Origin of the sequence: Comamonas testosteroni ATCC 11996 (genome assembly GCF_000241525.1) — a bacterium.
Taxonomy (GTDB): domain Bacteria; phylum Pseudomonadota; class Gammaproteobacteria; order Burkholderiales; family Burkholderiaceae_C; genus Comamonas; species Comamonas testosteroni.
In genome coordinates this window covers 378,457-396,985 of sequence record NZ_AHIL01000029.1, presented here as the reverse complement: position 1 = coordinate 396,985, position 18,529 = coordinate 378,457, and the positions used below count along the sequence as shown (strand labels likewise).

The 18,529-nt window shown below is 63.2% G+C and carries 17 protein-coding genes; 5 read left to right on the top strand and 12 right to left on the bottom strand.

The genetic code is table 11. From position 1 onward, the window contains the following. Positions 1–57: 57 nt before the first annotated feature. A complete protein-coding gene (locus CTATCC11996_RS13315; RefSeq protein ID WP_003076877.1) occupies positions 58–957 on the bottom strand; it encodes a DMT family transporter in 900 nt (299 codons plus the stop codon). Positions 958–1,107: 150 nt separating this feature from the next. Between CTATCC11996_RS13315 and CTATCC11996_RS13310 the strand changes: the two genes are divergently transcribed. Further along, a complete protein-coding gene (locus CTATCC11996_RS13310) occupies positions 1,108–1,923 on the top strand; it encodes an NUDIX hydrolase (RefSeq protein WP_003076874.1) in 816 nt (271 codons plus the stop codon). 13 nt (positions 1,924–1,936) lie between these two features. On the opposite strand, the gene CTATCC11996_RS13305 is transcribed toward CTATCC11996_RS13310, so the two are convergent. The 4 genes from CTATCC11996_RS13305 to CTATCC11996_RS13290 form a co-directional block, all read right to left on the bottom strand. Continuing rightward, positions 1,937–3,601, bottom strand: coding sequence for a Na/Pi cotransporter family protein (locus tag CTATCC11996_RS13305; RefSeq protein WP_034349038.1), 1,665 nt, complete (start codon positions 3,599–3,601; stop codon positions 1,937–1,939). Between the two features lie 642 nt (positions 3,602–4,243). Continuing rightward, positions 4,244–4,759, bottom strand: coding sequence for a signal peptidase II (lspA, locus tag CTATCC11996_RS13300; RefSeq protein WP_003076862.1), 516 nt, complete (start codon positions 4,757–4,759; stop codon positions 4,244–4,246). A 117-nt stretch (positions 4,760–4,876) separates the two neighbouring features. Next, on the bottom strand, positions 4,877–7,732 hold the full coding sequence (ileS, locus tag CTATCC11996_RS13295; RefSeq protein WP_003076859.1) for an isoleucine--tRNA ligase: 2,856 nt from the start codon (positions 7,730–7,732) through the stop codon (positions 4,877–4,879). Positions 7,733–7,837: 105 nt separating this feature from the next. Beyond that, positions 7,838–8,899 (bottom strand): bifunctional riboflavin kinase/FAD synthetase, encoded by a 1,062-nt coding sequence (locus CTATCC11996_RS13290; RefSeq protein ID WP_003076857.1) that lies wholly within the window; start codon positions 8,897–8,899, stop codon positions 7,838–7,840. A gap of 182 nt (positions 8,900–9,081) precedes the next feature. On the opposite strand from CTATCC11996_RS13290, the gene CTATCC11996_RS13285 reads away from it, so the two are divergent. Continuing rightward, entirely contained in the window at positions 9,082–9,639 is a 558-nt protein-coding gene (locus CTATCC11996_RS13285; protein ID WP_003066139.1) for an HNH endonuclease, read from the top strand. Positions 9,640–9,697: 58 nt separating this feature from the next. On the opposite strand, the gene CTATCC11996_RS13280 is transcribed toward CTATCC11996_RS13285, so the two are convergent. Genes CTATCC11996_RS13280 through CTATCC11996_RS13265 form a run of 4 tightly spaced genes read right to left on the bottom strand, consistent with a single transcriptional unit; the run spans position 9,698 to position 12,457 of the window. Then, positions 9,698–10,186 (bottom strand): nucleoside deaminase, encoded by a 489-nt coding sequence (locus CTATCC11996_RS13280; RefSeq protein WP_003076855.1) that lies wholly within the window; start codon positions 10,184–10,186, stop codon positions 9,698–9,700. 24 nt (positions 10,187–10,210) lie between these two features. After that, positions 10,211–10,546 carry a hydroxyisourate hydrolase gene (gene uraH, locus CTATCC11996_RS13275; RefSeq protein WP_003076853.1) on the bottom strand — a complete coding sequence of 112 codons (336 nt, stop codon included), beginning with the start codon at positions 10,544–10,546 and terminating at the stop codon, positions 10,211–10,213. Positions 10,547–10,589: 43 nt separating this feature from the next. Next, the gene (locus CTATCC11996_RS13270) at positions 10,590–11,105 is read right to left on the bottom strand and encodes a hydroxyisourate hydrolase (RefSeq protein WP_003076851.1); all 516 of its coding nucleotides are present in this window, start codon (positions 11,103–11,105) and stop codon (positions 10,590–10,592) included. A 14-nt stretch (positions 11,106–11,119) separates the two neighbouring features. Next, the gene (locus CTATCC11996_RS13265; protein ID WP_003076849.1) at positions 11,120–12,457 is read right to left on the bottom strand and encodes an MFS transporter; all 1,338 of its coding nucleotides are present in this window, start codon (positions 12,455–12,457) and stop codon (positions 11,120–11,122) included. A gap of 130 nt (positions 12,458–12,587) precedes the next feature. On the opposite strand from CTATCC11996_RS13265, the gene CTATCC11996_RS13260 reads away from it, so the two are divergent. From CTATCC11996_RS13260 to CTATCC11996_RS13250, 3 genes are all read left to right on the top strand, one after another. After that, on the top strand, positions 12,588–13,520 hold the full coding sequence (locus CTATCC11996_RS13260) for a LysR family transcriptional regulator (protein ID WP_003076847.1): 933 nt from the start codon (positions 12,588–12,590) through the stop codon (positions 13,518–13,520). Positions 13,521–13,588: 68 nt separating this feature from the next. Further along, positions 13,589–14,140, top strand: a complete 552-nt coding sequence (gene uraD / locus CTATCC11996_RS13255) for a 2-oxo-4-hydroxy-4-carboxy-5-ureidoimidazoline decarboxylase (protein ID WP_003076845.1) — start codon at positions 13,589–13,591, stop codon at positions 14,138–14,140. 222 nt (positions 14,141–14,362) lie between these two features. Next, the gene (locus CTATCC11996_RS13250) at positions 14,363–15,310 is read left to right on the top strand and encodes a bestrophin family protein (RefSeq protein ID WP_003076843.1); all 948 of its coding nucleotides are present in this window, start codon (positions 14,363–14,365) and stop codon (positions 15,308–15,310) included. A 75-nt stretch (positions 15,311–15,385) separates the two neighbouring features. On the opposite strand, the gene CTATCC11996_RS13245 is transcribed toward CTATCC11996_RS13250, so the two are convergent. The 3 genes from CTATCC11996_RS13245 to CTATCC11996_RS13235 all read right to left on the bottom strand — a co-directional run bounded on the left by CTATCC11996_RS13245 (position 15,386) and on the right by CTATCC11996_RS13235 (position 18,487). Continuing rightward, on the bottom strand, positions 15,386–15,880 hold the full coding sequence (locus tag CTATCC11996_RS13245) for a nucleoside deaminase (protein ID WP_003076841.1): 495 nt from the start codon (positions 15,878–15,880) through the stop codon (positions 15,386–15,388). A 163-nt stretch (positions 15,881–16,043) separates the two neighbouring features. Continuing rightward, on the bottom strand, positions 16,044–17,159 hold the full coding sequence (locus CTATCC11996_RS13240; protein ID WP_003076839.1) for an acyl-CoA dehydrogenase family protein: 1,116 nt from the start codon (positions 17,157–17,159) through the stop codon (positions 16,044–16,046). 146 nt (positions 17,160–17,305) lie between these two features. Next, positions 17,306–18,487 carry an acyl-CoA dehydrogenase family protein gene (locus CTATCC11996_RS13235; protein WP_003076836.1) on the bottom strand — a complete coding sequence of 394 codons (1,182 nt, stop codon included), beginning with the start codon at positions 18,485–18,487 and terminating at the stop codon, positions 17,306–17,308. Between the last annotated feature and the right edge of the window lie 42 nt (positions 18,488–18,529).

Below are 18,529 nucleotides of genomic sequence, written 5' to 3'. Positions count from 1 at the left end.
TGCTGAAACGACAAAGCCCCGCAATGCGGGGCTTTTTTCTCGGGAGGGGGCAGCCGTTTATTTGCGGGACGACACGACGATGCCGGTCACGATCAGCGCAAACGCAAGCGCGTGATAGAGATGCGGGGTTTCGCCGAGCACGGGAATTGACAGCAGGGCCGTGAACAGCGGAATCAGATTGCCGAAGAAGCCCGCAATGGCGGGCGTGGCGCGCTGCACGCCCATGCCCCAGAAGCGGTAGGCCAGAATGGCCGGGCCTATGGCGATGAACAGCAGGCTGCCGAGCAGCGGCCAGCCCGGCACCAGGCGGAATTCGCCCAGCAAGGCTTCGCCGCCCGTGAAAAGGCCGGACCACAGCAGACCGAAAACGATCTGTGCGAGCAAGAAGCTGGCCCAGTGCGATTTCACTTCCTGAGGGCCGCTGCTGCGCGACAGCAGCCAGGTGTAGAAGGCCCAGGCGATGGTGGCCAGCACCATGAAAAGGTCGCCGGGCACAAAGCGCAGGGCAAGCAGCGTCTGCCAGTCGCCGCGCGACATCACTACCGCCACGCCCAGCACGGACAGCAGGGCTCCGCCCATCTGCCGGCGGCTGACGCGAATGCCCCAGCACAGCCGGCCTATGGTCAGCATCCAAACGGGCATGCTGGAGCTCACCAGCGTCACATTCAGCGGGGTCGAGGTCTTGAGTGCCAGGTACAGCAAGGCGTTGTAGCAGCCTATGCCCAGTAGTCCCAGCAGCATGTACTGCCGCCACAGCGGCCAGATCGGACTGTCTTTGCGCAGCACCCGCCATGCCAGCGGCAGCAGCAGCACAAAGGCGATGCACCAGCGCAGGAAGTTGAGTGCAAAGGGCGAGATCAGATCATGAGCGAGGCGACCCACGATGGCATTGCCGGCCCAAAGTGCCGGAGCCAGGCTGAGCATGGCGACCGTGGCGGGTTTCAGGGGGGAATTCATGGGTTGTCACTGTAACGCGCGGCAACTGGCCTCTGGGCCTGCAGCACCCTGGGGCCGCGGCTGTTGCCGACAAACCGGCGGTCCTCAATAGTGATGCAAGCCTTCCCGTTTTGAGAAGCTGAGCACAATGCAGTGCATGGGAGATTTTTCATGAAGAAGCAAACCACGTCGCTCCAGCAGCAATGGCTGCAGGCACAACATGCCATGGCCAGCAGGCAGCCCCTGCGCCCGCGCCAGCCGCTGTGCATTGATGATCAGCAGATCGGCAGTATCGAGGAAGACTTCGCTAGCAAGCTGGGGGAGGAACTGCTGGCGGTGCATGAGGTCAACTTGCAGTCGGTTGCAGGGCAATGGCTTCTGACGGGAGAGGGCGGGGCGACCGAGAATCTGAACCGGCTGGCCCTGGCCATGCGCAGTGCCGGCCTTGCAGGGGCGTGGCGCAATGAACAGCTGGCGGTCTGCAATGCACAAGGCCAGCAACTGGCAACCGTCGAGCGTGGTGCCGTGCGGCCACTGGGCATCGCCACCAGAGCCGTGCATCTGGTGGGTGCCTGCGCGGATGGCTCGATCTGGGTGCAGCAGCGCTCGCAGGACAAGGCCAACAACCCCGGCATGTGGGATACCTTGATGGGCGGCATGGTCTCGGCGGCAGATGGTCTGGCCGAGGCGCTGGCGCGTGAAACCTGGGAGGAGGCCGGTCTGCATGTAGCGGAACTCGGCGAGCTTCGGCACGGCGGAAATGTGATTTTTGCAAGGCCCAGCGACGAAGCAGAGGGGCAGGGTTATATGGTCGAGCGCATAGACTGGTTCTCGGCCCTGGTGCCCGATGCGCTGCAGCCTGTGAATCAGGATGGCGAGGTGCAGCGCTTCGAGCGGCTGGAGCTGACCGAGGTCCAGGGCTGGATGCTGCAGGGCCGTTTCACCCCCGAGGCCTCCTTGGTGCTTGCCGCCTACATGGGCTGGTAGGGCGGCAGAGCAGTTAGCGCTGGCTCTCCAGTGCGGTGGGCTTGAGCCGGCTGGGCGCCAGGGCTCCGGCCTGTTCCAGAATCGGGTAGGCCACCGAGCACAGCAGCGAGTTGATGCGTTTGAGGTCGCTGATCATGTCGATATGCAAAGAGCTGGTCTCTATGCTGGAGACCGTGTGCTGGGACAGACGCTCCAGGTGGGTGGCCGAATAGGCCAGTTCCAGATCGCGAAAGCGCGCTTTTTCCTCGAGCAGCTTTTGCGCCTCGCGCACATTGCCGTTGAGAAAGACGCTCATGGCCAGGCGCAGATTGTCCAGCAGATGCTGGGTCAGCTCGTGAATCTCCAGCTTGCCGGCGGCCGAGAACTGGCGGCCCTTCTTGATCTTCTTGTCTTCCAGATCCAGCAGCACGCGCTCGATGATGTCGCCGATCTGCTCCATATTGATGGTGAAGCTGATGATTTCCGTCCAGCGCTGACCTTCTCGCTCGTCGAGTTCGGCGCGCGAGATCTTGGTCATGTAGTACTTGATGGCCGAGTACAGGTCGTCCACCGTGGATTCCAGATGACGCACTTCCTCGGAGAGCTTGGCATCGTCGGTTTCGGCCACTTTTTGCAGGCCGATCAGCATGGACTCCACCACGTCGGCCTGATGCAGTGACTCGCGCACGGCACAGGTGATGGCCAGCGAAGGAGTGGACAGGGCCGAGGGATCCAGGTGACGTGGGCGTAGCAGCTTGGCCGCGCTTTCTTCCTCGGGCTTGGGCAGCATTGCCGTCACCCAGCGGGCCACGAGCTGGGTCAGACCGATAAAGCACAGGCTGTTGAAGACATTGAACGCCAGATGGAACATCACCACGTTCTGGCCGGCGTTGGGCAGATAGGGCTGGGCGTACTGCGACCACAGTCCGATAAAGGGGGCGACGATGGCCACGCCCATGATCTTGAACAGCAGATTGCCTATGGTGACCTGGCGCTCCTCCACCGCCGATTTGGCGGTGGTGAGCGCCGCGACCAGGCCGCTGCCCAGGTTGGCGCCCAGGGTCAGGCCCAGAGCCACATCCAGCGGAATGGCACCGGAGCTGGCCATGGCCGCAATCAGCAGCACCACGGCCAGGCTGGAGTAGGCCAGCACGGCCAGTACCGCGCCCAGCAGCAGCTCCATGAACAGATCGCTGCTGACCGAGGCCAGCAGGGTGCGCACGGCAGGGGCCTGCAGCAGGGGCTCGGTGGCTTCCACCACCAGGCGCAGGGCCAGCAGCATCAGGCCCAGGCCGATGAGCACGCGGCCGATACGGCCGGGCTTGGAATCCTTGCGCGAGATATAGAGCACCACACCGACAAAGATGAACAGCGGCGACAGCCAGGAGAGGTCGGTGGAGAAAAGCACGGCCATCAAGGCCGTTCCCACATCGGCACCGCGCATCACGGCAAGGGCCGAGGGCAGGGTGATCAGACCCTGGCCCACAAAGGACGAGGTCATCAGCGAGGTGGCAGTGCTGGACTGAACCAGGGCTGTGACGCCCATGCCGGAAAGCGCCGCAGACAAGCGGTTGCTCATGCTGCGGGCAAGAATATTGCGCAGGTTTGCGCCGAAGACCTGCAGAACGCCGGTGCGAACCATCTGAGAGCCCCAGATCAACAGGGCAATGGCTGCTAAAAGATTCAATAAATGCTTCATGTTCTGCCCGCGAAGGAGCGACCTAATATACCCCTGAGTGAGGTCGGTCTGCCTGGATGACTCACTCTTCACGCACAAATAAGTGCGGAATAAGGAACACAATAGAACAAAAACGAATTATTAGAAACATCGTTTCTACGGATGAGATTTCGGAGATGACCGAGTTTTTCGTATATCTGTATTGCGTTCGATGCTATTGAAAAGGCGGGTTCATGATTCCTGCCATGCCCGGCGCCGCTGCGGTGGGCTTCCTTTTGATGCTGCTGGCAGCCTTGGCGGCTGTGGCATTTGCGGCGCGGCCAGCCCAGGCCTCTGCAGCGCATCTGGCAATGGGTGGTGGCATTGCTGTCCATACCGCCCACCTCAACGCTGCCGGGGCCGGCGCAGATTGCTTGAAGCGATCAGCGGCAGGCGCAGCAGATGGCCGAGCAGGAGCGGCTGACGCATATCACGCTGGCTCGCCCGTGGTCCGGGGCCACATCACCTTGTCTACACGGGCAGCCATATCCAGCGCGATATGCACTGAAAATGCTGCCGAGCCCCCGACGAGTCGGCCGAATCCGGCCAGAGCGGGGCGCAATGAGCAAGGCCCGCTGTCTGCTAGAGAGACAGCGGGCCTTGCCGATGAAAAGCGGCTGGCGCTTACACGCTCTGGTTCTTGGCGCGTCTTGCGCGCAAGAGCTCATCCAGGATCAGCAGTATGGCGCCCAGCGTGATGGCCATGTCGGCCACGTTGAAGGCCGGAAAATGGCTGCTGCCCCAGTAGAAGTCCAGAAAGTCCACCACATAGCCGTGCTGCAGGCGGTCCACCACATTGCCGATGGCCCCGCCCAGAATGCTGGACAGCGACAGGCAGAACATCTTCTCGCCAGGGTGCTTGCGCAGCTGCCAGACGATGAGCACGGTGGCAATCGCGCCAATGGCCACGAACAACCAGCGCTGCCAGCCGCTGCCGCCTGCAAGAAAGGAGAAGGCAGCGCCCGTGTTGTGCGCGCGCACGATGTTGAAGAAGCTGGTGATGGGCGTCCAGTCCCCATACTGGTAGTGGCTCAGAATCATCTGCTTGGTGATCTGATCCACGCCGATGATGACAAGCGCCCACAGCAGCCAGGGCCAGATACGGCCAAGGCCTGCGGAGGAGGTCTGGGTGTTGCTCATGGCAGCTCTTTGCTAAGGTTTTTTGATAGCGGTTAGCGCTTGTTTCAAAAGGATTTCAGCAATATTTAATGCTGAAAATGGCTGCCAGCATGCGCTGGCAGCTCACTTTTTGATAGATCAAGCCTTGGTGCGAACTTCGCCCGTGCCGTGCAGATTGCTGTCGCAGCGGCCGCAGATCGAGGGGTGCTCGGGGTTCACGCCCACGTCTTCACGGTAGTGCCAGCAGCGCTCGCACTTGGCGTGCTCGCTGGCCTTCACGGTAGTGGTCAGGGCATCGCCGGCCACGGCAGTCGCTGCCGAGGTGATGAAGACGAACTTCAGGTCGTCCTTGAGGCTTTGCAGCAGGGCCAGGTCTTCGGGCTCGGCCGTGAGCGTGACTTCGGCCTGCAGGGAGGAACCCACAGCGCCGGTGGTACGCACCACTTCGATGTCCTTGTTGACCAGGTTGCGGATCTCGCACAGGCGCGTCCACTTGGCCAGCAGGCCTTCGTCGCCGGCGGGCAGCTCGGTGAACTTCTCCAGGAAGATAGATTCGCTGTGACCCACGATCTTCCAGGCTTCTTCGGCCGTGAAGGACAGGAAGGGCGACATCCAGCGCAGCAGCGCCTGGGTGATCTGGTAGAGCGCGGTCTGGGCCGATCGGCGTGCCAGGCTCTTGGGGGCGCTGGTGTAGAGACGATCCTTGAGCACGTCCAGGTAGAAGCCGCCCAGGTCTTCGGAGCAGAACAGCTGGATCTTGGCGACCACGGGGTGGAACTCGTAGACCTTGTAGTGGGCCAGGATCTCCTGCTGCAGCTGGGCCGAGCGGGCCAGCGCGAACTGGTCGATCTCCAGCATCTCGCCGTAGGCCACGGCGTCCTTGCTCGCATCGAAGTCGCTGGTGTTGGCCAGCAGGAAGCGCAGCGTGTTGCGGATGCGGCGATAGGCGTCCACCACGCGGGCCAGGATCTTGTCGTCGATGCCCAGGTCGCCCGAGTAGTCGGTCGAGGCCACCCACAGGCGGATGATTTCCGCGCCCATCTTGCTCGACACATCCTGCGGGGCCACGGTGTTGCCCAGCGACTTGGACATCTTCTTGCCCTGGCCGTCCACGGTGAAGCCGTGGGTCAGCAGGCCGCGGTAGGGCGCGCGGCCGAAGATGGCCGATGCCAGCAGCAGCGAGCTGTGGAACCAGCCGCGATGCTGGTCGTGGCCTTCGAGGTACAGATCGGCCTCGGGGCCCTTGTCGTGGTGGTGCTCGGGATGGGTGCCGCGCAGCACATGCCAGAAGGTCGAGCCCGAGTCGAACCAGACTTCCAGAATGTCGGTGCTCTTGGTGTAGTGCTTGGCTTCCTCGGCACCCAGGATCTCTTCGGTGCTCACGCGGCTCCAGGCCTCGATGCCGCCTTGCTCGATCATGGCCGCTGCCTGATCGATGATCTCCATGGTGCGAGGGTGCAGAGCGCCCGTGTCCACATGCAGGAAGAAGGGGATGGGCACGCCCCAGCTGCGCTGACGCGAGATGCACCAGTCGGGACGACCGGCGATCATGGCGCGCAGGCGGTCCTGACCGTTTTGCGGGTAGAAGTTGGTCTGCTCGATGGCGTCCAGAGCGATCTGGCGCAGGGTCTTCTCGGGCTTTTGCGCGGGATCGGTGAACACGCCTTCGCCTTCGTCCATGCGGATGAACCACTGGGCGGCAGCGCGGTAGATGACGGGCGTCTTGTGGCGCCAGCAGTGCGGATAGCTGTGGCTGATGGTGGTGGTGTCCATCAGGCGGCCCGCGACCTTCAGGGCGTCGAGGATGACGGGCACGGCCTTCCAGATATGCTGGCCGCCGAACATGGGCAGGTCGGCCGCGTACACGCCGTTGCCCTGCACGGGGTTCAGGATCTGCTTGTAGTCCATGCCGTTGGACATGCAGCTGTTGAAGTCGTCCACGCCATAGGCAGGGGCCGAGTGCACGATGCCGGTGCCGTCGTCGGCGGTGGCGTATTCGGCCAGGTACACGGGCGAGATGCGGTCAAAGCCCTTGTCCACATGGGCCAGCGGGTGCTTGAAGGGCATGTGGTCGAGCTTTTCGCCCTTGGCGGTGGCGACCACGCGGCCTTCCAGCTTCCAGCGCTCCAGGCACTTCTCGACCAGGGCGGAGGCCACGATCAGCAGACCGCGCTCGGTGTCCACCAGGCTGTATTCCAGGTCGGGGTTGACGTTGAGCGCCTGGTTGGCAGGAATCGTCCAGGCTGTCGTCGTCCAGATGACGATGAAGGCTTCTTTGTCGAGCTTGTCCAGGCCGAATGCTGCGGCCAGTTTGGCCGGCTCGGCTGCGGGGAACATCACGTCCAGCGTCTGGCTTTGCTTGTCGGCGTATTCGATCTCGAACTCGGCCAGCGAGGAGGCGCAGTCAAAGCACCAGTACACGGGCTTGAGGCCGCGGTAGACAAAGCCACGCTCCATCACCTTCTTCAAGGCGCGCAGCTCGGCGGCCTCGTTGGCGTAGTTCATGGTCTTGTAGGGGTGATCCCAGTCGCCGAGCACGCCCAGGCGCTTGAAGTCCACCATCTGCTGCTCGATCTGCTCGGCGGCAAAGGCGCGGCTCTTGGCCTGCATCTCGTCGCGCGGCAGATTGCGGCCATGCAGCTTCTCGATGGCGTTCTCGATGGGCAGGCCGTGGCAGTCCCAGCCCGGTGCGTAGAGCGCGTCGAAGCCTTCGAGCTGGCGGCTCTTGACGATCATGTCCTTGAGGATCTTGTTCACCGCATGGCCGATGTGCAGCTTGCCGTTGGCGTACGGAGGGCCGTCGTGCAAGATGAACTTGGGCGCTCCGCTGCGGGCGTCGCGCAGCTTCTTGTAGATGCCCTTGTCGTCCCATTCCTTGGCCCAGGCGGGCTCGCGCTTGGGCAGGTCGCCGCGCATGGGGAAGGGGGTGTCGGGCATGTTCAGCGTGGCGCGATAGGCGGACGCTTCGGGCTTGTTGGACTTCGAATCAGACATGGGAAACCTTGAAAGCAATGCAATGCCCGGGCAGTTCTGCCTGGGCGTGAATGGTGAGGTGAGCGCCAGTGCGCTGCTGCGCCTGGGACGTGCGAGCAGCGAGCGTCAAATTCGGTCGCGCGTGGTCTGGCGACGAGTCTCTGTGTGCGACGAGGTATGGGACGGTATGTGGGCCGAGGCGAAAAACGCGCGCGCGTCATCGCAGTCCTTGGCGATGCCGACCGTCAGGGCATCGAGACTGTCATACTTCAGCTCGTCGTGCAGTTTGTGCAGAAGTTCCACGCGGATGATTTTACCGTAGGCACCTTCTCCACCCAGCCGGGCGGGCCAATCGAAACAGTGGGTCTCCAGCAGCACCCGGCCGCCGTTGATGTCGTTGGGGTCCAGCGAGGGGCGCACGCCCAGGTTGGCCACGCCTTGCAGCGGTTGGTCCGTCAGCCCGTGCACCAGCACGGCAAAGATGCCGCTGGCGGCAGGCTTCCAGTGGTCGAAGCGCAGATTCAGCGTGCGAAAGCCGTCCTCGGCTCCGCTTTGGGATTCGGCCAGCTTGCGGCCCAGCTTGCGGCCATGAACCACATGACCCGAGATGCGGTAGGGGTGGCCCAGCAGCTTGGCGGCCTGCTGCATGTCGCCGGCAGCCAGCGCCTCGCGCACGGCCGTGCTGGAAACGCGCAGGCCATGGACTTCATAGCTGTTCATGCGGGCCACATCAAAGCCAAGGGCCTGGCCGGCGTTGTCCAGCATGGCGTAGTCGCCCGCGCGCTTGGCACCAAAGCGGAAGTCGTCGCCCACCAGCACGTACTTGGCGCCCAGACCCGAGATCAGCACATCCTGAATGAAGTCTTCGGGGCTCTGGCTGGCCAGAGCCTGGTTGAAGGGCAGGATCACGACCTGATCGACACCGCAGACTTCGAGCTGGCTGAGCTTGTCGCGCAGCGTGCCCACGCGGGCCGGGGCCATCTCGGGCTTGCCCAGCTTCTTGGCAAAGTAGTCGCGCGGGTGCGGCTCGAAGGTCATGGCGCAGCTGGGAATGCCGCGCTGGGCCGCCTCGGCCTTGAGCAGGCCCAGCATGGCTTGATGTCCCCGGTGTACACCATCAAAATTGCCAATAGTCACAGCGCAGGCCGGAGCCAGGCCGGGATGATTGATACCGCGAAAAATCTTCATGGGCTGCTTTGTTATTTGTAGCAACTGGCGCCGATGCATGCGACACAAGCCGTCAATTTGACATAGTTTCAGAGTATATTGCTTCAAATCAGGCAGCTGTGCAGGCTGCGCGATTGTGCTCAAAAGCGCCAAGACGCTTGTCCGTTTTCCGTGGTCGATGTTTGACTGTATGGAGGCTGGTTGTGAAAGTCTTGAAGCTGACAGCCCAGGGGCTGCCGCAGTCCTGGGTAACGCTGGAGCAGGCGGCGCTGCACTACGCAGCAGAAGATGTGCGCTGGGAAGCCGGTGTCGAAATCGCCTGCTTTCGCGGTGGCCACAATGCGGTGACCGGCAAGCAGTCAGTCATTCACATCAACTCCATCATCGGCACCAAGGGCATGCCGAACATCAACCCGCATGAGCTGCTGCCAGGTCTGACCAATGGCAAGCTCTTTGCTCGTGACCGCTGCGTCTGCGCCTATTGCGGGCGGCGGTTCCATGAGAGCGATCTCACGCGCGAGCACATCGTCCCCGTGAGTACTGGCGGGCAACACAGCTGGATGAATCTGGTCACTGCCTGCCGCGCCTGCAACCACCGAAAGGGAGCCAGAACGCCGGAGCAGGCCCGGATGCCTTTGCTCTATACGCCCTACACGCCTACGCTGTGGGAGGATTTCATCCTGAGAAACCGCCGCATTCTGGCCGATCAGATGGAGTTTCTCGTGGCCCATGTGCCGCGTGGATCACGCTGGCGCAGCTAGGGCGAAAAAAAGCCCCGGGCTGGCGCCGCGGGGCAGGAGCAAGAGGACGGAAACGCGTTCAGACGGTGGCGGAGACGGCCTTTTGCCAGGCCTCGTAGAGGTCTTCGCCCGTGTCGCGCACGCGCTGACCGATCAGGGCCATCTCGCGCTGGTCTTCGGGCTTGGCCAGTTCCACATAGCCGCGCGCGGCCGAGAGGTCGTAAGGCTCGCCGTCCTCGTTGGAGTAGGCGAAGTACACCTGCTTCACGCCGGCCAGCAGCATGGCCGTGTAGCACATGGAGCAGGGGTAGCCGCTGGCATACATGACGGCCCCCGACAGATCGGTGCTGCCCTGGGCCTTGGCGCCTATGCGCAGAGCCTGCATCTCGGCGTGGGCCGAAGGGTCGCAGAGCTCATCGACCTGATTGACGGCGCGGGCCAGTACCTGACCGTCCCTGACCAGCACGGCGCCGAAGGGCCAGGTGGGCTGCTGGCGGCCCTTGACATTGCCCATGGCCAGGCGAATGGATTCAAGCAGGTATTTTCCGCTGTCGTTTTCGTTGTTCATCGAGTCGTTCTCCTTGGTAAAAAATCAGCTGCCGCGGTAGGTGTTGAAGAACCACGGCGAGCACAGCATGGGCACGTGGTAGTGCTGGGCCGCGTCGAAGATGGAAAAGCGCACCAGCACTTCTTCCGAAAGCGCCGTGGGCTCCTTGAAATGCTCGCCTGTGTAAAAGCGCAGTTCGAAGTCACCGGTGCGGGCCGCGGCGGCGGGCAGCATGGGGGCGTCGGTGCGGCCGTCGGCATTGGTGCGGGTGCTGTTCAGGCGCTGCGCGGGGGTCTGCGCCACGTCATAGAGTTCCACCCGCATGCCGGCGATGGGGCGGCCGTTGGTGAGGTTGAGTACATGGGTGCTGATGCCTGCCATGGTGGTCTTTCGATGGGTTGCGATAGAGCGCAGATAGGCAGGCTCAGCTGCCGCGCGAATAGGTGTAGCTCCAGGGGCCGAACTGAATGGGCAAGTGGATGCGCTCTGCCGTGTTCACGATCTGCAAGCGCACCGGCACCTTGGACAGAAAGGCCGGGCGCGGCAGTCTGGCGCCCTTGGCAGCAAAGTACTCGTCCACGTGCAGCAGCATTTCGTAGCGGCCGCTGCGGTAGCTGTCGTCGATCAGCAGCGGCTCGTCGGCGCGGCCGTTGGCATTCACGACAAAGCTGCGTATCGGCACATAGGTTTCGCCGTCGAAGCGCGAAAAGTCGATGCGCAAGCCCGTGGCCGCAGAACCATGGAAGGTGTCCACGGCATGCATGGTCAGGCGCGGGCTGACACCATGCAGCACGATGGGGCCGGTGGCCTGTGCCGGCGCTGCTAGGGGCGTGTCGGCGGCCAGTGCGCCGTGCGTGCCCGTCAGGGCCGAGGCGCCGAGCATGAGGCCCGAGAGCGCGAACTGCCGGCGCGACGGGGTCAGTGTGGGTGAGGGATGCATGCGGGGTGACTCCTTCAGGCGTTCTTGCGGCGCTGGATGCGGGCGACGAAGGCTATGGCGAGAACGGCTGCCAGCGCTTCCACGATGGCTACCAGGTACAGGCCCGGAGCGACCTTGCCGGTGGTGGCCTTGATCACGCCCATCAGATAAGGGGCGCCGAAGCCGGCCAGATTGGCCACCGAGTTGATCAGCGCCACGCCCACGGCAGCGGCGCCGCCGCTGAGCAGCATATTGGGCATCTGCCAGAAGACGGGAATCGCGCTCATGGTGCCCACCAGTGCCAGGACCATGGCAGTCAGCGCCACGATCACGGGGATGCTGTCCATGCCCATGGTGACGGCCAGGGCCAGCATGCCCACGGCGCCCAGCAGGGTCGAGCCCGCGAAGTGCCAGCGCACCTCGCCACGGTGGTCGGAGTGGCGACCGTTGATGATCATGCCGGCCGCGCCCAGCAGATAGGCGGCACCGGCGATCCAGCCCACCTGCATGGGCGAGGTGAAGCCCGCTTCGCGAATCACCGTGGGAATCCAGAAGGTCAGCGTGGAATTGGCGCACAGCAGGCAGAAGAACACGGCGATCAGCAGCCACACCATGGGGTTGCCGAACAGGGTGCGCCAGTCGCTGTGGCGCTCGCCCTGGGCCTTCTGGTCGATCTCGAGCTGCTGGCGCACGACGGCGCGGTCCGTGTCGGTGAGCCACTTGGCTTGCTCGGGACGGTCGGTCATGTAGAAGTAGGCAAAGATGCCGGCCAGCACCGAGGGGATGCCTTCGATGATGAACAGCCACTGCCAGCCGTGCATGCCGTGCGCGCCTGCGGCCCAGGTCATGATGCCGCCGGCCAGCGGGCCGCCGATGACGCCGGCGATGGCCGAGGCCGACATGAAGGTGCCGAAGGCCTTGGCGCGGCGCTTGGACGGATACCAGTAGGTCAGGTAGAGGATGATGCCGGGGTAGAAACCGGCCTCGAAAACGCCCATCAGAAAGCGCAGGATATAGAACTGGGTCGGTGTCGTCACCCAGGCCTGCAAGATGCAGATCAGCCCCCAGCCTATGGTGATGCGCATCACCGTCTTCTTGGCGCCTATCTTCTGCAGCAGCATGTTGGACGGCACTTCGAACAGGAAGTAGCCGATGAAGAAGATGCCGGCGCCCAGGCCGTAGACGGCTTCGCTGAATTTCAGGTCGTCGAGCATCTGCAGCTTGGCGAAGCCGATGTTGACGCGGTCCAGCCAGGCCAGCACCCACAGCACGCCCAGAAAGGGCAGCAGGCGCCAGGAAATCTTGGAATAGGTGGCGTCGACCTGATCGACGGAAGCACCGGTGCCGCTGATCGGCACATGATGAGCACTCATGGCAAGTCCTTGTCTCGGAAATTTGTTGTTGGGTTTGCGGACACTTGCATGGTCGCGACTTGTGGCGATATGCGAAACTAAGCGCCTGCTATGAGCCGCATAGCAAAATGCATATCTCTAGGGAAAACACGTGTCTCGCAGCGAAGAACCGTTCGATACCTATTTGCTGCGCGTGCTGTGCACCTTGATCAGCGAGAAAAGCGTGTCGCGCGCGGCAATACGCCTCAATCAGTCACAGCCGGCCATCAGCGCGGCGCTGAGGCGTTTGCGGGCCATCTTCAACGACCCGCTGCTGGTGCGGGACAAGAATCGCATGGTGCCGACGGCGCGCGCGCTTCAGGCGGTGGAGCAGGCACGTGCGGCGCTGGGGCTGATCGACGGTCTGCTGAGCGTCGGCAAGGAATTTGTGGCCGAGACCACCCAGCTGCGCTTCACCATCGCCATGCCCGACTACCTGGCACCGCCCTTCATGGCGCGCGTGGTCCAGCTCATGCGTGCTCAGGCGCCGGGCGCGAGGCTGGTCCTGCTGCCGCTGGGCCAGAACTTCGACTACGAGCAGGCCCTGCAAAGCGGCGAGGTGGATATCGTCATCGGCAACTGGCCGAGCCCGCCCGAGCATTTGCACATGTCCACGCTGCTAGAGGACGAGGTGGTCTGCCTGCTCGATGAAAAGCATGCCTTGGCCGGGCCGGGCCGACTGACGGCCGAGCACTATTTGCAGGCTGCGCATGTGGTGTTCACGCCTTACTCGCCCGATCAGCGCGGCGTGGTGGAGAGCAGTCTGGGCACCATGCGGGTGAGCCGTGACGGCCGCGTGCAATGCTCGCATTTCTCGATGGCGCCGGACCTGCTGGTGGGCACCGACCTGCTGCTGACCACCAGCCGCCATTTCGCGGCCTATCACGCCAGGCGGCTGCCGCTGGCCATGGTGCCTCTGCCCATGGGCAACCGTGTCATGCGCTTCTACCAGCTCTGGCATTCGTCCCGGCACCGGGATGCCTCCCATATCTGGCTGCGGGCTCTGCTCAATCAGGCCTCGCAGGTGCTGACGGCGTCGACGTAGCCGGCTGCTATACGGGCTATAACAAGCCAGCACTGTGAGGCGGCAAACGCGCTTTCTACACTGGCCTCATGACCAGTACCACTACCTCCTCCATCCCCACGCTCGACGAGCTCAACGTCATGACCCACGCAGCCTTTGCGGCTGCGCTCGGCGAGGTTTTCGAATACGCCCCCTGGGTGGCCGAGGCGGCGGCGCAGCAGCGCCCCTTCGCCAGCCTGGATGCACTGCACCAGGCCATGCTGGCGGCCGTGCATGACAGCCCGCGCGAGCAGACCCTGCGCTTTCTCTGTGGCCACCCCGAGCTGTCGGCCAGTGCCGTGCGCTCCGGCACGCTGACCGTTGACTCCCAGCAGGAGCAGCAAAGCGCGGGACTGGGTGATCTGGAGCAGGCTCAAGGCGAGCGCCTGGCCTTGCTCAACGACACCTATCGCAAGCGCCATGGCTTTCCCTTCATCGCCTGCGTGCGCCACTACACGCGCGCCGGCCTGTTTGCCGAGCTGGCCTCGCGCGCCGAGCGCGGCACCGAGCAGGAGTTCGCCGAAGCCCTGCGCCAGATCGGTTTCATCAGCCGACTGCGCCTGGCGCAGCGCGTGAGCGCCGCCAGCCTGCAAGCAGCCTGAGCCCTCCAGCGCGGTCCAAGCCTTGCAATGCGGGGCTTTTCTTATGCTGGCTGGCCGCCTGGCACCGTCTGTCGGGGCTCGCTGCCCATGTGCAGCAGATGCCGCATGTGCCGTGCTGGCGCGGCACGGGCTGCCTACTGCCGCAGTGGGAGTTCTCGGCGCCGGCTGAAATCCCCGCATGCTTGTGATTGAATTCGGGTTTAGACCTCATTTCTCGTTTTCATGATCGTCAGAGATCGCCCGTCGGGCTTCAAGCTGCTGTGGATTGTCCGGGGCTCGGTGCTGCAACGCATCAAAGGTGTGCTTGCCGTCAATATCGTGCTGGCCATCATCGTCACCGTGGCGCATGGCACGCTGTTCCACACCAAGATCCCCATCACGCCGATTCCGTTCACCCTGATCGGTCTGCCGCTGGCGATTTTTCTGGGCTTTCGCAACAACACCGCATATGCGCGCTACTGGGAGGGACGCAAGCTCTGGGGCGAGATCGTGATCTATGCACGCACGCTGGCGCGCCAGTGCCTGAGCCTGATCGAGCTCAATCACCCCGTAGACCCGCGCCAGCGGGCCAACGATGTGCGGGTGCGCATGGTGCATCGGGCCGTGGCTTTTTCTCATGTGCTGCGGGCCCAGCTGCGCGGCCTCAAGGACGATGTGGCTGCCCAGCAATGGTTGACCCATGCCGAGTGGCAGCGCCTGCAGCAGCTGCCGCTGAATCAGCGCACCGATGCGCTGATGCTGGCCATGGGCAAGGATCTGGGTCAGTGCGTGCGCGAGCAGCGCATAGACCCCTGTCTGGCCGTGGAGCTGGACCGCACCCTCAATGGCTTCACGACGGCCGCTGCCTCCTGCGAGCGCATCCGCAATACGCCGATTCCGTTTTCCTACACCTTGCTGCTGCACCGCACGGCCCATCTGTACTGCTTTTTGCTGCCGTTCGGCCTGGTGGACATCACGGGCTTCATGACGCCGTTTGTCGTGGCCATCGTGGCCTATACCTTCTATGGCCTCGATGTGCTGGGTGACGAGCTGGAAGAGCCATTCGGCATGGAAAGCAACGACCTGGCGCTGGACAGCATCTGCCGCAGCATAGAGATCAGCCTCAGCCAGTCGCTGGGCGACCCCCAGGTTCCAGCGCCGCTCAAGCCGGTGGACTATCTGCTGACCTGAGGCTCTCCACAATGCGAAAGCCCTGAACTCCTCATTCAGGGCTTTGTTCTTGATGGCGGCAGACACCAGTGCTGGCTAGACCGTGGCGCGATCTTCGTCCACGGCCTTTTGCCAGGCCTGGTACAGGTCCTCGCCGGCATCGCGCACGCGGTGGCCGACGACGGCCAGCTCGCGCCGGCCTGCGGGGCGGGCCAGTTCCTCATAGCCGCGCGCAGCCGACAGATCGTAGGGCTCGCCGTCTTCATTGGAGTAGGCGAAGTACACCTGTTTCACGCCGGCCAGCAGCATGGCGGTGTGGCACATGGAGCAGGGATAGCCGCTGGCATACATGACCGAGCCGGACAGATCCGTGCTGCCCAGGGCCTTGGCGGCAATGCGCAGGGCCTGCATCTCGGCGTGGGCCGTGGGATCGCACAGATCATCGACCTGGTTGACGGCGCGCGCCAGGACCTTGCCGTCACGCACCAGCACGGCGCCGAAGGGCCAGGTCGCGGATTCGCGGCCCTTGACATTGCCCATGGCCAGGCGGATGGACTCCAGCAGATACTTTTCGCTGTCTTGCTTGCTCATGCATGTCTCCTTTGATTCTTGTGAATGGCGCAAGAATCATAGGAAGAGCGGCAGGGTCCATAGCGCATGCAGGAAGCAAAACAGCACGCCGAAGCGTGCTGTTGACTTTTAGTTTTAGGTTGAATGCAGTTGCCGTGATTTTGATGAATGTTGAAGCAGGCTTTCAGGCAAAGACGCCGGCGCTGTCCTGCATATGGGTCGATACCGTGCCCAGGTGATGCAGGGTGTCGCCACCCGTCATCTCCATCTGGGTCAGGCGCTTGAAGTAGTGGCTGCCCACATACTCGTCCGTCACGCCGATGCCGCCATGCAGCTGTACGGCCTGCTGGCCCACATAACGCATGGACTGGCCCAGCTGCACCTTGGCGCGGGCGATGGCGACATGGCGCTCTTCGGCAGGCGCCACCAGCTTGAGCGTGCCGTAGTAACTCATGGAGCGGGCCAGCTCCAGCTGCATCTTCATATCGGCTACGCGGTGACGCAGGGCCTGGAAGCTGGAGATCACCACGCCGAACTGCTTGCGCTGGTTCATGTACTCGGTGGTGAGCTTGAGCGTCTGCTCCATCACGCCCACGCCTTCGGCGCAAAGAGCGGCATTGGCCACATCCTGGGCCAGGCCGAGGGCCGCCACGCCGTTGGTGGTGATCAGGGTAGCCGCTGCTGACCGGCAGACCAGATCGGCCGCGCGCCCTTCGTCCTGGGTGGCATAGGGTTTGCTGCTCACGCCCTCGCGGCCGTTCTCGACGAGGAAGAGTGCAATCTTGCCGTCGAGCTGGGCCGGCACGATGAAGGCGTCGGCCTGGTCGCCCGCAGGAACAATGTTTTTCGTAGCGTCTACCGTATATCCATCGCCAGACTTTGACGCCTTTGCCGCGCAAACATCAATCTGGTAGCGCGCCTTGCGCTCCTGCGATGCGAGCACCACCAGCTTTTCACCGCTGGCGATACGGGGCAGCCAGGCTTGCTTGATGGTCTCGTCGCCGAACTGTCCGAGCAGGGCGGAGGCTACGAAGGCCTGGGTCAACGGCTCCATCACCAGACCGCGGCCCAGCTCCTCCATGACCACCATCACATCGACCGCGCCCTGGCCCAGGCCGCCATATTGCTCGGGCACAGTGAGGGCTGTCAGGCCCAGCTCGGCCAGCTCGTTCCAGACCTCGCGCGAGAAGCCGCCTTGTTTGGCAATGCTCTGGCGTCGCTCGAAGGTATAGCCCTTGTCCACCCAGCGGGCCACGGCATCGCGCAGTTGTTGCTGATCGTCGGAAAAATCGAAATCCATATTTGTCTCCTGCCACCGGGCCGCAATTGGCGCGAAGCGCCAAACCAGCCCAGCGAAGCTCAATCTAGAACCCCCTCCCGGAGGGGGCACGGGGGAGCAGAACGAATTCGCGCAAGCGAAACATCGTCGCCTTCACTGCTTCTGAATCAGCCCAGCACGGTTTGGGCGACGATGTTTCGCTGCACCTCGTTGGAGCCGCCATAGATGGTGGTCTTGCGCATATTGAAGTAGGTCGCGGCCAGCGGTGCATTGCCCAGCACGTCGCCGGGAAAGTCGCCCTGGTAGCCGGCTTCCATGGCTTCCTGGATATAGGGCAGGGCATAGGGGCCTGCGGCCAGCATCATCAGTTCGGAGTAGCGCTGCTGGATCTCGCTGCCCTTGATCTTGAGCAGGCCGGCGATGTCCAGCGGGTTCTTGCCCGATTTCATGGCCGAGAGCACGCGCAGCACCAGCATTTCCAGCGCGATCACATCGATCTCCAGCAGGGCGATCTGATCACGGAAGCGCTGGTCTTCCCAGACGCCTTCAGTCTTGGCGATGCGCTTGAGGCGCTCCAGCTCGCGTTTGGCACGGTTCACATCGGCGATATTCGTGCGCTCGTGGCTGAGCAGATGCTTGGCATAGGTCCAGCCCTTGTTTTCCTCGCCAATCAGCTGGTCGGCAGGCACTTGCACATTGTCGAAAAAGACCTCGTTGACCTCGTGCGAGCCGTCCAGCAGCTTGATGGGGCGCACGGTCACGCCGGGCGACTTCATGTCGACCAGCAGGAAGCTGATGCCGGTCTGGGGCTTGCCCTCGTTGCTGGTGCGCACCAGGCAGAAGATCCACTCGCCGTACTGGCCCAGCGTGGTCCAGGTCTTCTGGCCGTTGACGATGTATTTGTCACCCACGCGTTCGGCGCGGGTCTTGACGCTGGCCAGGTCCGAGCCCGAGCCTGGTTCGGAATAGCCCTGGCTCCACCAGACTTCGCCGCTGGCGATGCCGGGCAGAAAGCGCCGGTGCTGTTCCGGCGTGCCATAGGCCATGATCACCGGCGCCACCATCACGGGGCCGAAGGGCACGATGCGCGGCGTGCCGGCAAGTGCGCATTCTTCCTCGAACAGATGCTTTTGTACGGCGCTCCAGCCGGGGCCGCCGAATTCCTTGGGCCAGCCGTAGCCGAGCCAGCCTTTTTTGCCCAGAATCTTGGCCCAGCGCTGCATGTCGTCGCGCGTCAGGTGCAGATCATTGCGCACCTTGTGCGCAATATCCTCAGGCAGATTTGCCCGCACCCAGCTGCGGATCTCTTCGCGAAAAGCCTGTTCTTCAGGTGTGAATGCCAAGTCCATGCGTTGTCTCCTGCAAATGCTGGAGATTTGTAGCACGCACGT